The organism is Agrobacterium sp. LY4 (genome assembly GCF_001526585.1).
In the GTDB taxonomy this organism is placed as follows: Bacteria; Pseudomonadota; Alphaproteobacteria; order Rhizobiales; family Rhizobiaceae; genus Agrobacterium; species Agrobacterium leguminum.
In genome coordinates this window covers 1-14,164 of the sequence record NZ_ASYA01000006.1, presented here as the reverse complement: position 1 = coordinate 14,164, position 14,164 = coordinate 1, and the positions used below count along the sequence as shown (strand labels likewise).

The 14,164-nt window shown below is 56.1% G+C and carries 28 protein-coding genes; 3 read left to right on the top strand and 25 right to left on the bottom strand.

What is annotated here, in order from left to right; translation table 11 throughout:
- Positions 1-3: 3 nt before the first annotated feature.
- The 14 genes from L904_RS08010 to L904_RS07940 form a co-directional block, all read right to left on the bottom strand.
- Positions 4-333 carry a hypothetical protein gene (locus L904_RS08010; RefSeq protein ID WP_035263742.1) on the bottom strand — a complete coding sequence of 110 codons (330 nt, stop codon included), beginning with the start codon at positions 331-333 and terminating at the stop codon, positions 4-6.
- 28 nt (positions 334-361) lie between these two features.
- The gene (locus L904_RS08005) at positions 362-640 is read right to left on the bottom strand and encodes a DUF2312 domain-containing protein (RefSeq protein WP_035263740.1); all 279 of its coding nucleotides are present in this window, start codon (positions 638-640) and stop codon (positions 362-364) included.
- 49 nt (positions 641-689) lie between these two features.
- Positions 690-1,199 carry a dATP/dGTP diphosphohydrolase domain-containing protein gene (locus L904_RS08000; RefSeq protein ID WP_080707345.1) on the bottom strand — a complete coding sequence of 170 codons (510 nt, stop codon included), beginning with the start codon at positions 1,197-1,199 and terminating at the stop codon, positions 690-692.
- Positions 1,196-1,396: a hypothetical protein gene (locus L904_RS07995; protein WP_155272891.1), complete on the bottom strand. Its 201-nt coding sequence runs from the start codon at positions 1,394-1,396 to the stop codon at positions 1,196-1,198. Before L904_RS07995 ends, L904_RS08000 begins: the two co-directional genes overlap by 4 nt.
- A gap of 5 nt (positions 1,397-1,401) precedes the next feature.
- Positions 1,402-1,941, bottom strand: coding sequence for a hypothetical protein (locus L904_RS27665; protein ID WP_155272890.1), 540 nt, complete (start codon positions 1,939-1,941; stop codon positions 1,402-1,404).
- A 204-nt stretch (positions 1,942-2,145) separates the two neighbouring features.
- Positions 2,146-2,745 carry a hypothetical protein gene (locus L904_RS07980; RefSeq protein ID WP_035263735.1) on the bottom strand — a complete coding sequence of 200 codons (600 nt, stop codon included), beginning with the start codon at positions 2,743-2,745 and terminating at the stop codon, positions 2,146-2,148.
- The gene (locus L904_RS07975; RefSeq protein WP_051671907.1) at positions 2,742-3,629 is read right to left on the bottom strand and encodes an FAD-dependent thymidylate synthase; all 888 of its coding nucleotides are present in this window, start codon (positions 3,627-3,629) and stop codon (positions 2,742-2,744) included. Before L904_RS07975 ends, L904_RS07980 begins: the two co-directional genes overlap by 4 nt.
- Positions 3,626-4,528, bottom strand: a complete 903-nt coding sequence (locus L904_RS07970; RefSeq protein WP_051671906.1) for a ParB N-terminal domain-containing protein — start codon at positions 4,526-4,528, stop codon at positions 3,626-3,628. Before L904_RS07970 ends, L904_RS07975 begins: the two co-directional genes overlap by 4 nt.
- A complete protein-coding gene (locus tag L904_RS07965; RefSeq protein WP_035263732.1) occupies positions 4,525-4,749 on the bottom strand; it encodes a hypothetical protein in 225 nt (74 codons plus the stop codon). The genes L904_RS07970 and L904_RS07965 overlap by 4 nt, the downstream gene beginning before the upstream one ends.
- A gap of 10 nt (positions 4,750-4,759) precedes the next feature.
- Complete coding sequence (locus L904_RS07960) at positions 4,760-5,038, bottom strand: hypothetical protein (protein WP_035263730.1); 279 nt, start codon at positions 5,036-5,038, stop codon at positions 4,760-4,762.
- 330 nt (positions 5,039-5,368) lie between these two features.
- Positions 5,369-5,536 (bottom strand): hypothetical protein, encoded by a 168-nt coding sequence (locus tag L904_RS27660; RefSeq protein WP_155272889.1) that lies wholly within the window; start codon positions 5,534-5,536, stop codon positions 5,369-5,371.
- Entirely contained in the window at positions 5,536-5,946 is a 411-nt protein-coding gene (locus L904_RS07950; protein ID WP_051671905.1) for a hypothetical protein, read from the bottom strand. The genes L904_RS27660 and L904_RS07950 overlap by 1 nt, the downstream gene beginning before the upstream one ends.
- Positions 5,943-6,515 (bottom strand): hypothetical protein, encoded by a 573-nt coding sequence (locus L904_RS07945; RefSeq protein WP_035263726.1) that lies wholly within the window; start codon positions 6,513-6,515, stop codon positions 5,943-5,945. The genes L904_RS07950 and L904_RS07945 overlap by 4 nt, the downstream gene beginning before the upstream one ends.
- A gap of 81 nt (positions 6,516-6,596) precedes the next feature.
- Positions 6,597-6,800: a hypothetical protein gene (locus tag L904_RS07940; RefSeq protein WP_035263724.1), complete on the bottom strand. Its 204-nt coding sequence runs from the start codon at positions 6,798-6,800 to the stop codon at positions 6,597-6,599.
- Positions 6,801-6,847: 47 nt separating this feature from the next.
- Between L904_RS07940 and L904_RS07935 the strand changes: the two genes are divergently transcribed.
- Positions 6,848-7,135, top strand: a complete 288-nt coding sequence (locus L904_RS07935; protein WP_035263722.1) for a hypothetical protein — start codon at positions 6,848-6,850, stop codon at positions 7,133-7,135.
- 6 nt (positions 7,136-7,141) lie between these two features.
- Here the strand turns inward: L904_RS07935 and L904_RS07930 are convergent, their stop codons facing one another.
- From L904_RS07930 to L904_RS07880, 11 genes are all read right to left on the bottom strand, one after another.
- Complete coding sequence (locus L904_RS07930; protein WP_035263720.1) at positions 7,142-7,669, bottom strand: MmcB family DNA repair protein; 528 nt, start codon at positions 7,667-7,669, stop codon at positions 7,142-7,144.
- Positions 7,670-7,747: 78 nt separating this feature from the next.
- Positions 7,748-7,897: a hypothetical protein gene (locus L904_RS27655; protein WP_155272888.1), complete on the bottom strand. Its 150-nt coding sequence runs from the start codon at positions 7,895-7,897 to the stop codon at positions 7,748-7,750.
- Positions 7,894-8,118, bottom strand: a complete 225-nt coding sequence (locus tag L904_RS07925; protein ID WP_035263718.1) for a hypothetical protein — start codon at positions 8,116-8,118, stop codon at positions 7,894-7,896. The genes L904_RS27655 and L904_RS07925 overlap by 4 nt, the downstream gene beginning before the upstream one ends.
- A 3-nt stretch (positions 8,119-8,121) precedes the next feature.
- Positions 8,122-9,162 (bottom strand): hypothetical protein, encoded by a 1,041-nt coding sequence (locus L904_RS27650; RefSeq protein WP_155272887.1) that lies wholly within the window; start codon positions 9,160-9,162, stop codon positions 8,122-8,124.
- A 3-nt stretch (positions 9,163-9,165) separates the two neighbouring features.
- A complete protein-coding gene (locus tag L904_RS07910; RefSeq protein WP_035263712.1) occupies positions 9,166-9,519 on the bottom strand; it encodes a hypothetical protein in 354 nt (117 codons plus the stop codon).
- Positions 9,485-9,748 carry a hypothetical protein gene (locus tag L904_RS07905; RefSeq protein WP_035263710.1) on the bottom strand — a complete coding sequence of 88 codons (264 nt, stop codon included), beginning with the start codon at positions 9,746-9,748 and terminating at the stop codon, positions 9,485-9,487. Before L904_RS07905 ends, L904_RS07910 begins: the two co-directional genes overlap by 35 nt.
- A 171-nt stretch (positions 9,749-9,919) precedes the next feature.
- Positions 9,920-10,786: a TAXI family TRAP transporter solute-binding subunit gene (locus L904_RS07900; RefSeq protein WP_035263708.1), complete on the bottom strand. Its 867-nt coding sequence runs from the start codon at positions 10,784-10,786 to the stop codon at positions 9,920-9,922.
- Between the two features lie 38 nt (positions 10,787-10,824).
- Positions 10,825-11,235, bottom strand: a complete 411-nt coding sequence (locus L904_RS07895; RefSeq protein WP_035263706.1) for a helix-turn-helix domain-containing protein — start codon at positions 11,233-11,235, stop codon at positions 10,825-10,827.
- The gene (locus L904_RS27645) at positions 11,232-11,405 is read right to left on the bottom strand and encodes a hypothetical protein (protein ID WP_155272886.1); all 174 of its coding nucleotides are present in this window, start codon (positions 11,403-11,405) and stop codon (positions 11,232-11,234) included. The genes L904_RS07895 and L904_RS27645 overlap by 4 nt, the downstream gene beginning before the upstream one ends.
- 487 nt (positions 11,406-11,892) lie before the next feature.
- Entirely contained in the window at positions 11,893-12,513 is a 621-nt protein-coding gene (locus L904_RS07885; RefSeq protein WP_035263701.1) for a hypothetical protein, read from the bottom strand.
- Position 12,514: 1 nt separating this feature from the next.
- A complete protein-coding gene (locus L904_RS07880) occupies positions 12,515-12,907 on the bottom strand; it encodes a hypothetical protein (protein ID WP_035263699.1) in 393 nt (130 codons plus the stop codon).
- 127 nt (positions 12,908-13,034) lie between these two features.
- On the opposite strand from L904_RS07880, the gene L904_RS07875 reads away from it, so the two are divergent.
- Together L904_RS07875 and L904_RS07870 are read left to right on the top strand one after the other, a co-directional pair.
- Positions 13,035-13,493, top strand: a complete 459-nt coding sequence (locus L904_RS07875; RefSeq protein WP_155272885.1) for a hypothetical protein — start codon at positions 13,035-13,037, stop codon at positions 13,491-13,493.
- A 38-nt stretch (positions 13,494-13,531) separates the two neighbouring features.
- Positions 13,532-13,987: a hypothetical protein gene (locus L904_RS07870; protein ID WP_035263695.1), complete on the top strand. Its 456-nt coding sequence runs from the start codon at positions 13,532-13,534 to the stop codon at positions 13,985-13,987.
- The last annotated feature ends 177 nt before the right edge of the window (positions 13,988-14,164 follow it).

The window sequence follows — 14,164 nt, the reverse complement described above, 5'->3', positions numbered from 1 at the left end:
GGTTCACACCAGCAGGTCGTCGTCAGGGTCGATGGTCGATGTTACGACCCGAAGCTCATCAACCTGAATATCGTCGAGATCGATTTCGTCGTCGATGACAACTGCCGTGGCGGACGCCAGAGCGGCGGTGTCGAAGCCGTCGAGTTTGCCGGTGGCCGCGTCGAACGTCAGGCCGGTTTCGGCAGCCTTGCCGCCCGGAAACACGCGGTCCAGTTCTTCGAGGAGAGGGGTCTTTTGCAGCACAAGCGTGATGGCCTCGCCGCCAATGGTTCCGATGGTGAAGGGGCTACCCTTCGTTTTGCGGATTGCGCCGCGCAGCTCGCCGAGTTTCATTTGCAATCTCCGTTGTTGGGAACAGGGGTCAGGGGTCGAGCATCGTCATGCCGAGTGCGGCCATGTACGTCTGCAAGATCGTCTCTTCTTCGAGGCGTTCGTTCGCGTCTTTCTTCCGAAGGCGGATGATGGTGCGGATAGCCTTGGTGTCGTAACCGCGCCCCTTGGCCTCGCTCATCACGTCCTTGATGTCGCCCTGGATTGCCGCTTTTTCTTCCTCAAGCCGCTCGACACGTTCAATGATCTGACGCAATTCTGCGGAGGCGACCGTCTCAACCGTGTCGCCGCTGTTGTGTCCGATAGACATTGTTTCTCCTAATAATTGAAATTCACGCTAAACGTGAAATAATGATGCATCAAGAACGAACCGGTTTGTCTACCAGTCCACCCGCAATGAACGAAGTTGCACCGGTCAGGTGTGACGGTCTCAGACGGTTCTTTCCGCTTTCGGTGTATGGCTCGACGCCTTCCGGATACTTCTCAAACATCTGGTCAACCACGCGCTGAAGCTCGTCGCGAACTTCGTCCAGTTTCGCTTTCGGCGGCCGGTCGTCGTTCAATTGCTGTTGGATCATCGCGTCACGCAGCACGACGAGGCTGCTGATTGCTTTGGTGATGTGGGATAGCTGGCTATCAGCGTCGATGTCTTCGCCTTCCCACCATTGCATGATGTGACCGACAGCCGCGTCGACATAAACCGACGCTTTGACGCCGGCCACTCGATAGTTGTGACGGCCATATCCCTTCTTGTGCCCTTCCAGCATTGCGACGCCGAGTTCGCACATGACGGTAAGCGGGATCGTCGTGAATTGGCGCCACTTTTTGATGCCGACGTTGTCTTTCGGATTTGATTCCTTCGTGCTCATGACCGCACCTCGGCGACGAGGGCTTCGCGAACACGATCGTAGGTTTCCCATACGGTTTCGTTGTGGACCGGCTGGATGTTGTGCTCGGCACCATCGCGCATACGCACGGTAACGTGCCCGGAGCTGTAGTAGCACTGGATGCTCTGGACGTACCGAGGATTGACGCTGGTGGTCTTCGTGATCTCGACGAGAGCCATAGAAATCACCACTTTTTGCCGTTTGCAGCAAGCCGGGCTTCGTTTTTATGGTCGGCGCGCACGGCATTATAGGCGCGCTTCTCGGTGACAGCGCCATCAACATCGTAGCCGAACCTGACGGCATAGAGATCAATGGTTGCAAGAATGCGCGTGATTTCGATGCCGGCACGAACCTGCCAGTTGGACTCGATCAGATTGCCGAGGCTGGCAACGAGGCGAGTGATAGCAAACAGTGCTTCGGCGCGGTTGTTGGTAAGATCGATTGCGAGCCCATCCGGATTTACGAGCTTGTAACCGCAACCGCCCGCGAAATCGAAGAGCCTGATCTTGGCATCAGCCAATTCCACTTCCGCCATCTTGCGATGAGGCAGGTGGTCGTCCATCAGGTCTTTCCGCTCGCCTTCCATGGCTTCGGAAAGTTCGCTGACGACGAGCATCAGCATTTCACCCTTGTTGCGTTCGAGACGCTCGCCGGTTGCCGGGTCGCGCCACCAGTGGGCATTGGAGGCGTGGATTTCGGCGGCGAGGGTGTTTAAGTCTGTCATTTCCACTTGTTCCTCATCTTGCGTTTGTTGGTGCTTCGTCCGAGATGAAAGAAGCCGCAGAATTTGCATTTATAGGGCGGAGCCTTCGGATAGCGCTTGCGAACCGAGGCAACGACGCTACCGGTGAACTTCTCTTTTCCCTGACACGCGGATTCCCAAGTCGTGTCCTTGCTTTCCTTCATAATTCCACCTTTAAAGTGAAAGTCAAGATAAAAGTGAAATTATTGGCCGAAGGTCGTCGACCCAAGTGACGAGAGGGTCTCCGGGCGTTTCGCGGGATCGATTATGCGATCTACGCACCATGAAAGACTTGTGCCCGCTGTCGTGCCCGGAAATCGCGTGATCGTAGTTATCTTCGATCCAGATGCCGCGTTCGAGGATCCCGAGCCATTTCTTCTTGCTTTCGCCGAGCGGCAGGCAAATCACCTGTTCGAATACATCTCCGAAAACGCGCTCGAGATTGATTTTGCGCCGGGCTACGATGAGAGGGTTGTCCGAGCAACTGGTCAACACCGTGAGCCTATGGCCCATTTCCTTGAGCGCCGAGACATTCTCTACGGCGTGCGGGCACGCTTCGAGATATTCAAACTGGGAGTTGTGATTGAACCCTACGACCATCTCACGCGATGCTGCCGGCGTCAGGCCGAGCCATCCGCTCATGTCCCACGAGTCTGGCAATCCTTCGATGGAGCGGTTCTCGATGGCAGACACGAACCGTCTGAACGCGCCGAGCCAGTCTAAGAGCACGTCGTCGCAATCGAGGATGATGTGAAGATTTGGGTTCTTGCGATGGAAGTCGATCATGCCTGCAACTCCAGTTGACGGCGAAGCTGGCGGAAGCCGACGAAGTTGCCGTGTTCGATCGGAAAATCCCAAGTTCGGCCACGCCAGGTATCTCGCCTTTCGTCAGCCTGCGCGACATGCTCGAACGGGCTGGCGTGGAAAGGTTTGGTGTGCAGCTTGTCGTAGATCGCTTCAGCCCGTTCGAACGTCATGTCGAAGCCGTCCGTGGTTTTGTAGCTGGTGCTGGCGCAGCGGGCGACTGAGAGCTTTTGAAGATCGGAACTGTTCAAGGCGACAGAGCAGGTCTCTTCCTCGCTGATAAACGGCAAGTGCCATTCACCTGGGCTCAAATCTCGCACCGTCGACTTGTCTTCGAGGCACTTCCGGATTTCGCGAGCGAGCATCTGGATATGCGGCTCGGCATCCTTGTGGTCGCGCAGTTCGAGAAAATTGTCCCATTCAGTCGCCGACACGAGCACGGTGATATGCATGAAGGGTTCCAGCAGCCGGTTGATCACCTGCTTATGGTAACCAGCCCGTTCGAATCCTTCTGCAATTTGAATGGCGTTGTCGCGAGCTTTCAGCCACGCGGATTCTCTCGTGCCGTATCCCTCGCGTCCATATTCAGTGGACCATGCGACCCATTCCTCGCACTCGATATCAGCCTGCATCCCCTTCTGCGCTGCTCCCCAATGAATCGGCATGGCGGTGTCGGCGAGGATGTCGTCGATCATCTTCTTGACCGGGATCGCACGGCTGCTGGCCGCATTACGACTCATCGTCCGGTGTGTCATAAACTCGGCATGGATGAATCGCGGATACCGTAGAAGGAGCGTCGAAAGCACCTTGTTAGGTGCAGAGACGTTGCGTGAGCGCAGGATGGTTTTTGCGGAGATAGTGGTCATTCTTCGTTATCCTTTATCAGGGTTACCGCTGCGCTGTCGATCGCATCTCTCAACGATCTACCTGCCCTAAAATTGTCACCAACGCGCACGACCCATTCGCGTGTCGCATCATCCTGCGAGATCGAAACGGAAGTGTCCGTGCCGTTTTCCACGTAGCCGGCGAGTTCGCGCAAGGCGTCCAGGCGCATGGAGTCGGGATGCGCAGGTTTCGGCTTCTCGCCGGCATCCATGTGTTTTGCGGTGGCCCGCTTTTTCCCTTCCGACTGCGCCTTGTCGACGGCTCGCGCGAGATCGTTGGCAGCTTTCGCGCCGTCGCCGCCATGTTTTTTCAGCGTGGCCATAGCGAGTGTCGCGGCAACCTGTCCTGTTGCGACGAGATTGGTGACGGCGGCCGGAGCGGCCTGCAGTTCGAGAAGCTCGACGATCCACTGGCGTGCAAGGCCGGTCTTCTGCTGGATGTCTTTCTCCGTCCAGCCGAGATCGATGAGACGCTTGAATACGCGCGCCTGTTCGATGGGCGTCAGAGGTTTACCGGAATTGCGAACGATCTGGCTGAAAACGCGATCAGCCTCGCTCGAATAGCGATCTTCCGTCTGAACCGGAACGTTCTTGATTTCGGCCGCGAGATGCTCGATCGCGTACATGGTCGCGCCGTGGCGACGGTGGCCGTCGGAAATAAACGCCTTGCCATCTTCCGTGTAGACGGTGAGCGCCTGCTTGACACCGACCTGCGAGATGGATTCCGCCAGCGCCAAATCCTCGGGATCATCGGGATTGAAATTCACGGTGCGGCAGTTCCAGTCGACCTTCACATGCAGGTCGCGCGGGTCCATGCGATAGATGTCGGAGCGGCCGACGGCGAGCGATTTGATGACGCCCTGATTTGATGAAGCAGTCATTCCGGTTTCCCTTCGAGTTCGCTGAGCGTCCACGACCGGACGCTGGCGAGCGGAAATGAGTGAACTTTGGGACCGCAGAGGAGCGTCAGCACGTTCTCCTCACCGGCCTGTTTTGCGAGATGCCTGCCGAATGAGGAGCCGGCTTTGATCTCATAGGTTTCGATGGAGCCGTCGATGAACGTGACTTCGACTTGCGACCATCTTTCGGGGTAATCGGTCATGCGATTTTCCTCACACGAGCAGATCGTCGAGATCGACCGGCTTTGGTTTGACAGGTGGAGTGTCGATCAGGTCATCCAGGTCGACGATCATTTTAGAGGAAGGTGGCGCGGTGGCGATCCGCCACGTGGCTCCGAAATGCCTGACACCGCGACCATCCTCGACGAGCACATTGGTTTCGCCGTAGTGCTTGATAACGACGCCTTCGACCGGTTCCAGTCCGTAGGCGTTCAGGTAAGTGACCTTTGTGCCGACAGGCCAGAGCACGTTGGGGCGGTTCTCGGCCGCCATCACAGGATCCCCATGAGTAAAAGGATGCGCAGTGTCGACAGCAGCAAGAACCAAGCGGCAACGCCAAGGACCGAGCATGTGAGAACGAGCCTCATCGCGCGTACCTCGATTGCTGATTTGCCCGCAAACTGGTCTCCTCGACTAAACAGCGAATGCTGCCGTCAACGAAGCGCTCGAGAAGCTCGCCACGGAACTCCGATACAGGTTTGCCGGGTGCAAGTTGTTCTCGCATTGGGACGGCAACTTCGTGTATCCACTGCCGGTAAGCGGGGCTACGCTTCGAATGAATAGCGACGTCCCGTGCGCTACGAGCGATGTCAGGTTCGGTCATCATGAGCAGTTGCCCTCCGACCAGCTATTTCCGCGCTCGATGCAGGCCAGCTTGATCCGGTTGTTGCTGCCATTGGTCACGACGGCAGTGCATCCGTGGATAAAGGCCAATAGCACTATCATCACAGCCAACGTGACGATGAAGGTCTGCTTTGTGTCGCCGTCCATCACGCACCCCCTTCGGTCATCGTCATCGCGTTGTCGCGAGTGACGAAGGAGGACGCCTTGCGCGCCAAGTTCACCAGAGCGTCGGGGTCAAGGTGCGGGTTATAGATGGATGCGCCGCGATACCGGAACCATTCGTGGGTTTCGTGCAACTCGGCATCTTTGATGAGGCCGAACACGACGCCGACAACCTCCTGGCGGCACATGTGCGGAGACAGATAGCGCTTGCCAGATTTCCACGGGGTGCGGGTTCCATCTCGCTTCACGCTATCAAGGCTGGCGTCGGACGCTTCGGAAATAGACAACTGGACGTAGGCTCGCGCGGAGCCAGGTTCCCTGTGTAACGCGATGCTCCACCCTGGCTTGTAGGTGCAAGCGCCAACCAGTGTGAGCATTTCATCCCATGTCATCATGCTACACCACCTTCGGCAGGTTTGTCCCACAGCGGCAGGAAATCACGGTCGAGCGCACACTTGGTGAAGCGAAGCAATTGCTCCTGCGTGAAGGCGTAGACTGTTGCATCGTCGTTGATCGATTGCGCGCCGGCCTGCAACGCAGCTTCGAGCAGATGGCCATCTGCATCGGTTGCTATGGGCGGCGCTTCATATTTCAAAAGCTCAGGAATGGGACCGGGATCGACATTGTCCCTTACCAGTTCCTGTGCGAATTTTGCCTGGGCGGTCCAGCGTTCCGCGCCTTCAGGCACCGTCATGTCACCGTAACCCGACCAGTTCGTTTCGTTCACATGACACCAGTCTTCCAGATCGGACAGCGCCTGAAGAGCCCGTTTCATCAGAGCCCCACGGTCCATGAATGGTGAATATTCTCCGCCCGTTAGCGACTGGTCTTCTGATTGCGCCAAGCCCATGTCGCGAGCGAGGACGCGAACAATCGTGCAAGCCTCAGTGGCATTGCGCACGGGCACATTCAGCGCCTTCAAGATCACATTGACTGTGCGGGCATCCAGCAAAATCTCAGTCATTTCCAATGTCTCCTAAACTGAATTGCACGATAAAAGTGAAATTAAGGTGCGTCAATAGAATTTCTCATAAAAAGTGAAATTCTAGGTGTTCGAGCTGATCTTCCGAGGCTTCTTGACAGGGCAGGCGGGCAGCCTCTCGAACTGGGTATTCCAACCCAAGCCATTTTTCGGATCGGCGATGAACTTCGACATGACGTTCTTGGCGGCATATGCGCTCGGTGCCGCGACTTCGAATGTCTTCCGGCTACGACCGACGGCGAACCAGAACTGTTTCTGTGGGGTCATCCGAGGCACCTCTTGACTGTCACATTCAACGTGAACAAAATAAGAACATGAAACACCGTCGCGGCATCAATCTTGTTCCGAATTCCTTTCGGGTCATCTACGAAGGGACAGTGAGTCGCGACCTGTATCCAACGCTCGGCGCGTATCCCGAGTGGTATGTGTTCGGTGGCCGGTGTTCGCGCTGCGAGCGGGAAGGGTGGCTGGATCGCCAGGAACTGATCAGGCGCTTTGGAACGAACATTTTTCTTGCCAGTTTGCGGCCGAAGCTGCGATGCATGAAATGTGGCAACAAGGGAAACAACAACTGGATTGTGGGCCGGCTGCCACGGGATTAGATCGTATCAATGGCCGTGAATGCCAAATTGCCACGGCAGCTTTCCTTCCTCCCTGATTTTCTCGGCAGCTTTTCGGACCTGATACCGAAGGCTATCACGCTCTTTCCTGATAAGATCCGCATCGCGCCGTATCTGCCCACTGTTGCGCAACAGAGAAACAATCAGCTCCCAACTTGGCGCGTCCTTGTCACGAAGTGGAGCCGGGATGACAATCTTCCTGTTACCATCGCTGATCTCGATAAGGCCCGCCCAATCCGGTATTTCCTGCGGCTTCAACATCCCGGCCGGGGTGACGTAATAGAATCTGTCGCTGAACAGACGAGCTTCACGCTGCTTTTCGTGAGTGTCGCGGCGATAGTCAGCCCGAGACACCTTGATCTCGTATGCCGTGGCGAGATAGCCTTTCGACTGCCAAGGGGTGATTGTCCAGAAGTCGCAACGGCGAGCGCCGGTCGATAAGGCAAGCTCAGAGGCCCAGATCATGCTGTCATCACAACCGGCTATCAAAACGTCTAGGATTTCGGCTGCCGTCATTATCGCTCCTCCGAGTGCAGGGCGCGGATGCGTTCGGCTAAAGCCTCACCAGCTCGCGCCTGCGCTTCCGGCGTCAACTTAAAGGTCATCGAGCTTCTTTCGTTCAATTGCGTCTGCCAGCAGAAGGCCCGCAAAATAGGGCCAAACGAGTGACTTCCAGAAGCCGTGTTTATCGGCGAAGCCGTCAGCTATGCCGGCGTAGATGATACAGAGGAGAACGGAGGTCATTCGCCGCTCCTGATATTCGTGTGCTTGTGGAGAATGCGGGCGGGTGTTCCAGAGCGACACATCGAGCACTGTTCGAAATCAAGTTCTCCATGTTCGCAGGGCGTCGTCATAGCGCGGACGAAGTTACTTCGTTGCCTGCGATACATTTCTTCGCGCTCCGCTTGGGTCATCGTCTCAACGCGATCTTTAGCGGCATCAATCAGCTTCTGAGTATCACCCATCTTTCAGCCCTCCTGCTTTGCGGGTGCTGCGGGGAGAGTGCTGATAGGCAAGTAGTATTCAGGCCATGGCGCTTGCTGTCCGTGGTTGGCGGTTCCTGCATAACGCCATGTCTCAGGGAACGGCTCTCCATTGTTGGTCTTGTAGACGTAATCAATTTGGCCGGAACGATGGCGTATCAATGCCACCGTCCCCCGTGGCGCTTCATCGGCTGGTTGCCACCCCGCCACGTCCTGCACCTGTGCGGCGGGAACGTATTTGATGCCGTGTTCAGGTGTTCCGCCGTCATCCGCGTGGCAGAAGTTGGTTGCAGGATCGAAGACGAAAGGTTTGCCAGACGTGAGGCAATCGATGATCTCGCTTTCGTCCTGCACCTGTGCGGAGAGGGCGGCGCGAAGATCATCGACATACACCCACATCGTCTTGTGGCTAGGACTTGCGGCATCCAATGCCCGTTGCAGCTTCGCAGCGGCATCGCCAGCCTTCACGGCCACGGATGGTGCGGGCTCCACGGCCCGGTCCCAACATTCAGCACTGCACACCCAACGGCCGTCCGAAAGCTCGCATTCGGTGCCGCCGTCGCCTTCAGTCGTGGAAAGCCCTTTCTTGCCGCACATGCAGCACTGTGGTGGCGCAGAGGATGTCGCGGGAGGAGCAGGGAAATCTTGACCGTTCAGAAAATCTCGCAGCGCGGTCATTTCGCCAGCAGGGAACCGCGCGATCCAGTGAACGCTACCTTCCGGGCCGTGTTCGCCCTCGCATCGATCATCCTCAAGCTTAAAGTCATCTTCATCAACGACAATGTGACCGCTTCCGTCTTTTCGAACGTGCAGGCAACCGCCTTGGAAAACCAAGGCAGTTCCTGAGCAATGATCCGGCACGATAGACGATATCGGCTTTGCGTCGGACAAAGCGGCTTCACGTCGTGTCCGTTCCGCCATGATGGCGCGGGCAATAAAAGGAGCCATGGCAAGCATCGGCTCTTTCAGCATCTCTACGACAACTGCATTGGCGGACTGCATCACGTCTTCCGGGATATCGAGCATCCGTCAACCCTCCCGCTTTACGGGTACTGCGGGCAGAGGCATCCAGTGAGTGGGCTTGGTATCACCACTCCTCGGCGAGGACACCCAAGCAAAGGACCATTGTTTCGTCTTCCGGTTATATTCGGAATGTCCCCAATACCCTTCAAAGACGCGCGCACCGTTGAACAGCAGAACATTGTTGTTCAATTGCTCTTTCGCCGTCTCAATCGGCTGCCACCCCGCCACGCCCTGCGCCTGTGCGCAGTGCTTCAACACCAACTCGATGATGTCGGACTTATCCGCTTCTAGGTGATGACCGTTGAACCAGCCGGCAAAAAGCTCATCAACGTCTTTCGAAATTTCTTCTCTGTTTGTCATGGTCCACCATCGATCCTGATTTGAAATTCTTGCTGCTATCGATCGCCCACGCCGGCGCCCAAAATCCGCCCTCAGCCTTCACGAGCACCTTCTTCGGGATCCAGACCTCGTGTCCGTAATACTGAAAAAGATATGCACGATGCGTCTCGTTGAGACACGGGCCGAGGCCGCGATAGCCGCGCGGCACCTCGTCGAGTTCTTTCGCTTTGACTTGCTTGTCGGGGATCATTTCACCCTCCGCGAACCTGTTGGGAAACCGGCACCTCTGACCTGCCGGAAACCAAAGAGGCTCATTTCGCCTTCCAGCGCTCGAAGCGGAGACCGGCGTAGAAGAGGACGCTGCTCCAGCAGAATCCGAGGATCAGATCGGGAAGATTGTTCAGGATGGCGATAACCAAGATTAGCTCCCGAAGTTTGAAACGATGCCGCCGCGGGCCTTCATGACCGAGCGGATGAATGTCTTCAGTTCAGCCTGATCCTGCACAGCCTCCTTGTTCACGTAGACTTTCGCCAGCCAGGTGAGCGTGGACTTGTCGGAAAACCAGCCCTGCAGGTTCTTCTTGTAGGTGCCGCTCGGAATTTCCGCGTAGGCGTAGAGGGGTTTCCCCTGCGGATCGACAGCGTCGTCGAAGTCGCGATCATTAACGCCAACCAGGGCCAGACCGTCGCCGTAGAACTCGTCGGCCGAACGAACCAGTGTGTTGCCGAGCGCTGCCGGCACGAGCATGCAGGTCGTCTGCTCGTTGCTCACCGAGGATAGTGCAATGTCACCGGACTCGTCAGTCTGACGGACCGGAGCATAATCAGCGTCTTCCGAGATGAAGTTCTGCCAGATAAGCCAAGCGCCCGACCCACGTTCACCGAGAGCGATCGAATATTTCTTCGGGTCGCTCTCGAGATCGCCGATGTCGTCGACGCCGGAATTGCTGCCGCACAGGGCATGCAGATATTCGCGGTGCAAATCGGCGACGGGCACGAATTTGGCAGCGTTGGCCGGCTCGGTGCGTTTGAGGTAAGCAAGCCCGTCGGGCTGCCCGACGAAGGCATCGCATTTGCCCTGAAGGCTGAGCTGGATATTGCCCCAGGTGCCGCCCGTGTCTTTGACAACGTCGACGGTCAGGCCTGCTCCTTTCGCTTCGGCGCGGATCATTTCGCCCGCAGCGGCATAGGGCTGGTCAGCGGCGCCGGTGCAAAGCGTAAGTGCGGCGGCCGGACTGGCAAACATGCAAGCGAGCACGAGCGCTGCTCCGATGAAAAGCTTCTTCATGTTGTCTCCTGTTGAGGGGTTGGTGTGATGAGGGGAATTCATCGCATGCTCCGAACCGGTCTGAGGTTGCGGCCGGATGCCCCGCGTTTGACGGGATAACTCCGGATGGCATGGCGAATGGTGGTATGGTCCCTGTTTCCAAGGAATGCGCCGATCTCAACGAGGCTCGACGTGGTTCGCCGAACCATCCAATAGCAGCAGGCCTGTCGCACGAGGACGACGTGCTTTTGCATGCGGTCGCTTGTGATGATTTCGGCGGAGAGACCGGTGCGAAGGCAGAACAGCGCGAGGATGCGTTCCTTCGTGGTCATCTTGCGAGGCGGCTCCACAACGACCAATACTTTCGGCTTGGCCGCGATATTGACCACTTTGGGTGCGCCGTAGATGCGCCGACGCACATCGGCGTAGCGCGCCAGCAGTTCCTCGGCTGTTTTGGGTTCAGGGCTCATAGCAGCCCCATGATCGAGGCGGCGGTCGCAACGGACAGGGCGAGAAGCAAAGTCACCGTGCTGCTTATGGCGGCGCTGATACGATCTGCTGCGCCCCGATGTCGGTCGAAACAGACGGATGCGCGTTCGAGAAGTAATTGCGCGTCGCGCACATCACGTTTCAGGCTCATCACTAATCCCTCTCGAAGCGACCACTGAGCACGCCGAAGAGGAATGCGATCAGAGCACTGGTTGCAAATGCGTAGAGAAGCATGCTCATTTCAAATTCCTCTTAAAACGTGAAAGTCAGGATGTGAAATTGAGCTGCCCGGCAGCGAGCTGACGAGCGATGCGGCTATTCTGCCTGTTTGACGAATGCGGATACTTTCGACCCGTGCGACGGGTTTTCGGGCGGCTGAAATCGGCTGTCCTGTGCAGTGGAACGACCGGCATACTGCGCGCCAAGTCGATAGCGGAGCCCAACGAGGCGAGGAGGGCTGTTGCTGCGGAAAAAATCGATCGTCTCATCATGTTCACGTCTCCTTTGAATTTCACGTTTAATGAGCAATATTGCACGATTTAAACGGAAGTCAACTGAGAAGTGAAATTTATTGAGATTTCTCCGGGGCGGTTACCACAGTATTCGCTCGAAAGCTCGCTCGTCGCGAGCCCGAATGGTCACTCAATATAGCCCCGGTCATCCTCATCTGTACCCCGAGCCAATTTCATTGTTATCCGAGCAACGTACTCGGTAAGTTCGGCGATTTCTTGGGAAGAGTAGAAGTCCGCGCCATGTGCGATCGCATTCCTCACATCCAACGCTCGCTTGAGAAGCGGGAGGTCTTCTTCAGCGATCAAATCGAGTTTCGTCAACTCTACTAGCAGTGGTCTCAATCGCAAACCGTTAGCGTTGAGGCCTGCATTGGATATTGTCGACCTGACCACTTTCTCGAATTCGCCCCAGCTGGCAAGCAAGCGGCCGCGCATAGACGCATTGTGGATTTCGAGGTTGTATTCGTCGGCTCTGTAGCGCCAGAGGTTTGAGACACCGAGGCTTGCGACGGTCATTAGCAGTCCTGCACCGGACAATATGACGGCGATGGTTTGTTCACGAGTCAGTTCGATTTGGTAGAGGGATAATGCGAAATACATTACGCCCACGACAAAAAGGAGCATGCCCAAGATGGCGTACACTCGGAGTATGATCGATATCCGTCGGGATTTATCGCGTTTGTTCCGGGCCTCCCAGTACGAGTGCCAGAAGGCTACAGCTTGTTCGCTCTCTCTTTCGTCCTGCATTTCATCGATCCATGGTCAAAGATGCGGTTAAAGCCGCGATGCCGAGGCACAATATGACAATAAAAAGCACCAGGTATTGGGCTGATTGACTAAACTTGTCATAGTCCCACATCCCACCAATCAATAAACCGAGTAACGAAGTGGCAAACGACAGAAATTTTTGAAATTTGCTCTTGGCTGCCGGCTGGTAGTTTTGCTGATAATGTGAAGCGCTTACGACCATGCTTTGTGTAACCTCTGGGGGGCCGCCCGACAGGTTTTTACTCGCTTCGAGTCTGTACGCTTCCTTGATGAGTTCTTTCACATAGGCTTCGCCATGTTTCACTATCTCATCCCGCGCATGTTGCGAGAAGCCCTCAAGGTCGGAGTCTGGGATCGAAATCGATGTCGTCATGGCTTATCGCGTGGTTGTGGCACTTGAATATTTCTACTCAGAAATGTTTAACAGAAACTGCAGCCTGCAAGCGAATTGATATTTCTCCGGGGCAGGGTATCCGTATTCTCCGGGTCAGGGAGTGGACATGTTTAGATTTCTCCGAGGTGTACTTGGTGTCGCACTTCTCGCAGCTCCCGGTGCCGCGTCGGCCTTCGGAAACGATGATCGATGGGAATCCGGATGGGGCATGGGCGTCGCGGAGGCCGTCGTTACCCGTGGCGCCGGCAATCAGATATACGTGACGTGCGATGAGGGGGCTGACAGAAATGCTACCGCTATATCCTTCACGCTTGCCGGCAACAGTTCAAAGGACAGTTCTGTCCAGCTAACGTTTGATGGTGAGGCGCCCGAGGATTATACGTTGTGGGACGGCCAAATAAAGTCAGACTGCCGGGCTTGTGCGGCAACTTATGACATCGTCATCAAGAAGCTGAAAACCCATAGCTCCGTGCATGTAAAATTCAAAAACGGAGATGCCGCGAATTTTTCGCTGAACGGATCATCAAAGGCGATCGGCCAATGCGTCGCCGATTTCTATCGATAGAGCGCGAGGTAGGTGTAATGAGATTTCTCCGAGGGGCGTTGCTGGCGACCGTTGTTTCCACTTCTGCCTGGGCAGCACAGGTCACTGCGGACACATTCGCACCGGTGACAAAGCTCTCGGTCGATGCTGAGAAATACGATCCAGCCGCGCTGGCGAAGGTTGCGAACATCCTGATCAAGGCAGGTTTCGATGAGCAGGAAACCATTTCGTCGATCAGCAAACTGGTTGTCGACCGTGTGCCGGCTGACCAGCTTCCGGACATGGTTTCTGCATCAGCCATGTTGAGCAGCGTGACGGGTCAAAGCCTGGCACGTTCTTCTGCAAAGATTTCTCGCGCATTCCGCGGCTCCGTTGCTGATATCCGGAAGCTGGACTCCGAATATAATTTCCTCACGTCAGCGCAATATGACGAAATCCGCGTGTCGAAATTGGAAGATGGCCGACGGATCGCACTTCGAGCGCTCGTCGATCGCTTGGATTCCGCGACGAATTGAGATTTCTCCGAGGGTGGAATCTGTTGAGATTTCTCCGAGGTGTGATTTTCTCCGAGGGGCCTTGGCGACGCTCAAATCCCGAAGCACCGCAAAAATCAGCGGATTCGCCTCGATTTTCGATTGATATGTAATAACATTACGAATAGGCCGTATCGGCAGCGGGGCAGCGGGGCAGCG

Coding starts and splice junctions, on each gene's coding strand:
- L904_RS07880 (WP_035263699.1), bottom strand. CDS start 12,907: ATGACGACATCGATTTCGATCCCAGACTCCGACCTTGAGGGCTTCTCG.
- L904_RS27660 (WP_155272889.1), bottom strand. CDS start 5,536: ATGGACGGCGACACAAAGCAGACCTTCATCGTCACGTTGGCTGTGATG.
- L904_RS07945 (WP_035263726.1), bottom strand. CDS start 6,515: ATGACTGAGATTTTGCTGGATGCCCGCACAGTCAATGTGATCTTGAAG.
- L904_RS08000 (WP_080707345.1), bottom strand. CDS start 1,199: ATGAGCACGAAGGAATCAAATCCGAAAGACAACGTCGGCATCAAAAAG.
- L904_RS07980 (WP_035263735.1), bottom strand. CDS start 2,745: ATGATCGACTTCCATCGCAAGAACCCAAATCTTCACATCATCCTCGAT.
- L904_RS07965 (WP_035263732.1), bottom strand. CDS start 4,749: ATGACCGATTACCCCGAAAGATGGTCGCAAGTCGAAGTCACGTTCATC.
- L904_RS27645 (WP_155272886.1), bottom strand. CDS start 11,405: ATGAGCCTGAAACGTGATGTGCGCGACGCGCAATTACTTCTCGAACGC.
- L904_RS07940 (WP_035263724.1), bottom strand. CDS start 6,800: ATGACCCCACAGAAACAGTTCTGGTTCGCCGTCGGTCGTAGCCGGAAG.
- L904_RS07900 (WP_035263708.1), bottom strand. CDS start 10,786: ATGAAGAAGCTTTTCATCGGAGCAGCGCTCGTGCTCGCTTGCATGTTT.
- L904_RS08005 (WP_035263740.1), bottom strand. CDS start 640: ATGTCTATCGGACACAACAGCGGCGACACGGTTGAGACGGTCGCCTCC.
- L904_RS07905 (WP_035263710.1), bottom strand. CDS start 9,748: ATGATCCCCGACAAGCAAGTCAAAGCGAAAGAACTCGACGAGGTGCCG.
- L904_RS07960 (WP_035263730.1), bottom strand. CDS start 5,038: ATGGCGGCCGAGAACCGCCCCAACGTGCTCTGGCCTGTCGGCACAAAG.
- L904_RS07950 (WP_051671905.1), bottom strand. CDS start 5,946: ATGATGACATGGGATGAAATGCTCACACTGGTTGGCGCTTGCACCTAC.
- L904_RS07910 (WP_035263712.1), bottom strand. CDS start 9,519: ATGACAAACAGAGAAGAAATTTCGAAAGACGTTGATGAGCTTTTTGCC.
- L904_RS07930 (WP_035263720.1), bottom strand. CDS start 7,669: ATGACGGCAGCCGAAATCCTAGACGTTTTGATAGCCGGTTGTGATGAC.
- L904_RS07925 (WP_035263718.1), bottom strand. CDS start 8,118: ATGGGTGATACTCAGAAGCTGATTGATGCCGCTAAAGATCGCGTTGAG.
- L904_RS27665 (WP_155272890.1), bottom strand. CDS start 1,941: ATGACAGACTTAAACACCCTCGCCGCCGAAATCCACGCCTCCAATGCC.
- L904_RS27655 (WP_155272888.1), bottom strand. CDS start 7,897: ATGACCTCCGTTCTCCTCTGTATCATCTACGCCGGCATAGCTGACGGC.
- L904_RS07885 (WP_035263701.1), bottom strand. CDS start 12,513: ATGCAGGACGAAAGAGAGAGCGAACAAGCTGTAGCCTTCTGGCACTCG.
- L904_RS07975 (WP_051671907.1), bottom strand. CDS start 3,629: ATGACCACTATCTCCGCAAAAACCATCCTGCGCTCACGCAACGTCTCT.
- L904_RS07935 (WP_035263722.1), top strand. CDS start 6,848: ATGAAACACCGTCGCGGCATCAATCTTGTTCCGAATTCCTTTCGGGTC.
- L904_RS07970 (WP_051671906.1), bottom strand. CDS start 4,528: ATGACTGCTTCATCAAATCAGGGCGTCATCAAATCGCTCGCCGTCGGC.
- L904_RS08010 (WP_035263742.1), bottom strand. CDS start 333: ATGAAACTCGGCGAGCTGCGCGGCGCAATCCGCAAAACGAAGGGTAGC.
- L904_RS27650 (WP_155272887.1), bottom strand. CDS start 9,162: ATGCTCGATATCCCGGAAGACGTGATGCAGTCCGCCAATGCAGTTGTC.
- L904_RS07895 (WP_035263706.1), bottom strand. CDS start 11,235: ATGAGCCCTGAACCCAAAACAGCCGAGGAACTGCTGGCGCGCTACGCC.
- L904_RS07875 (WP_155272885.1), top strand. CDS start 13,035: ATGTTTAGATTTCTCCGAGGTGTACTTGGTGTCGCACTTCTCGCAGCT.
- L904_RS07995 (WP_155272891.1), bottom strand. CDS start 1,396: ATGGCTCTCGTCGAGATCACGAAGACCACCAGCGTCAATCCTCGGTAC.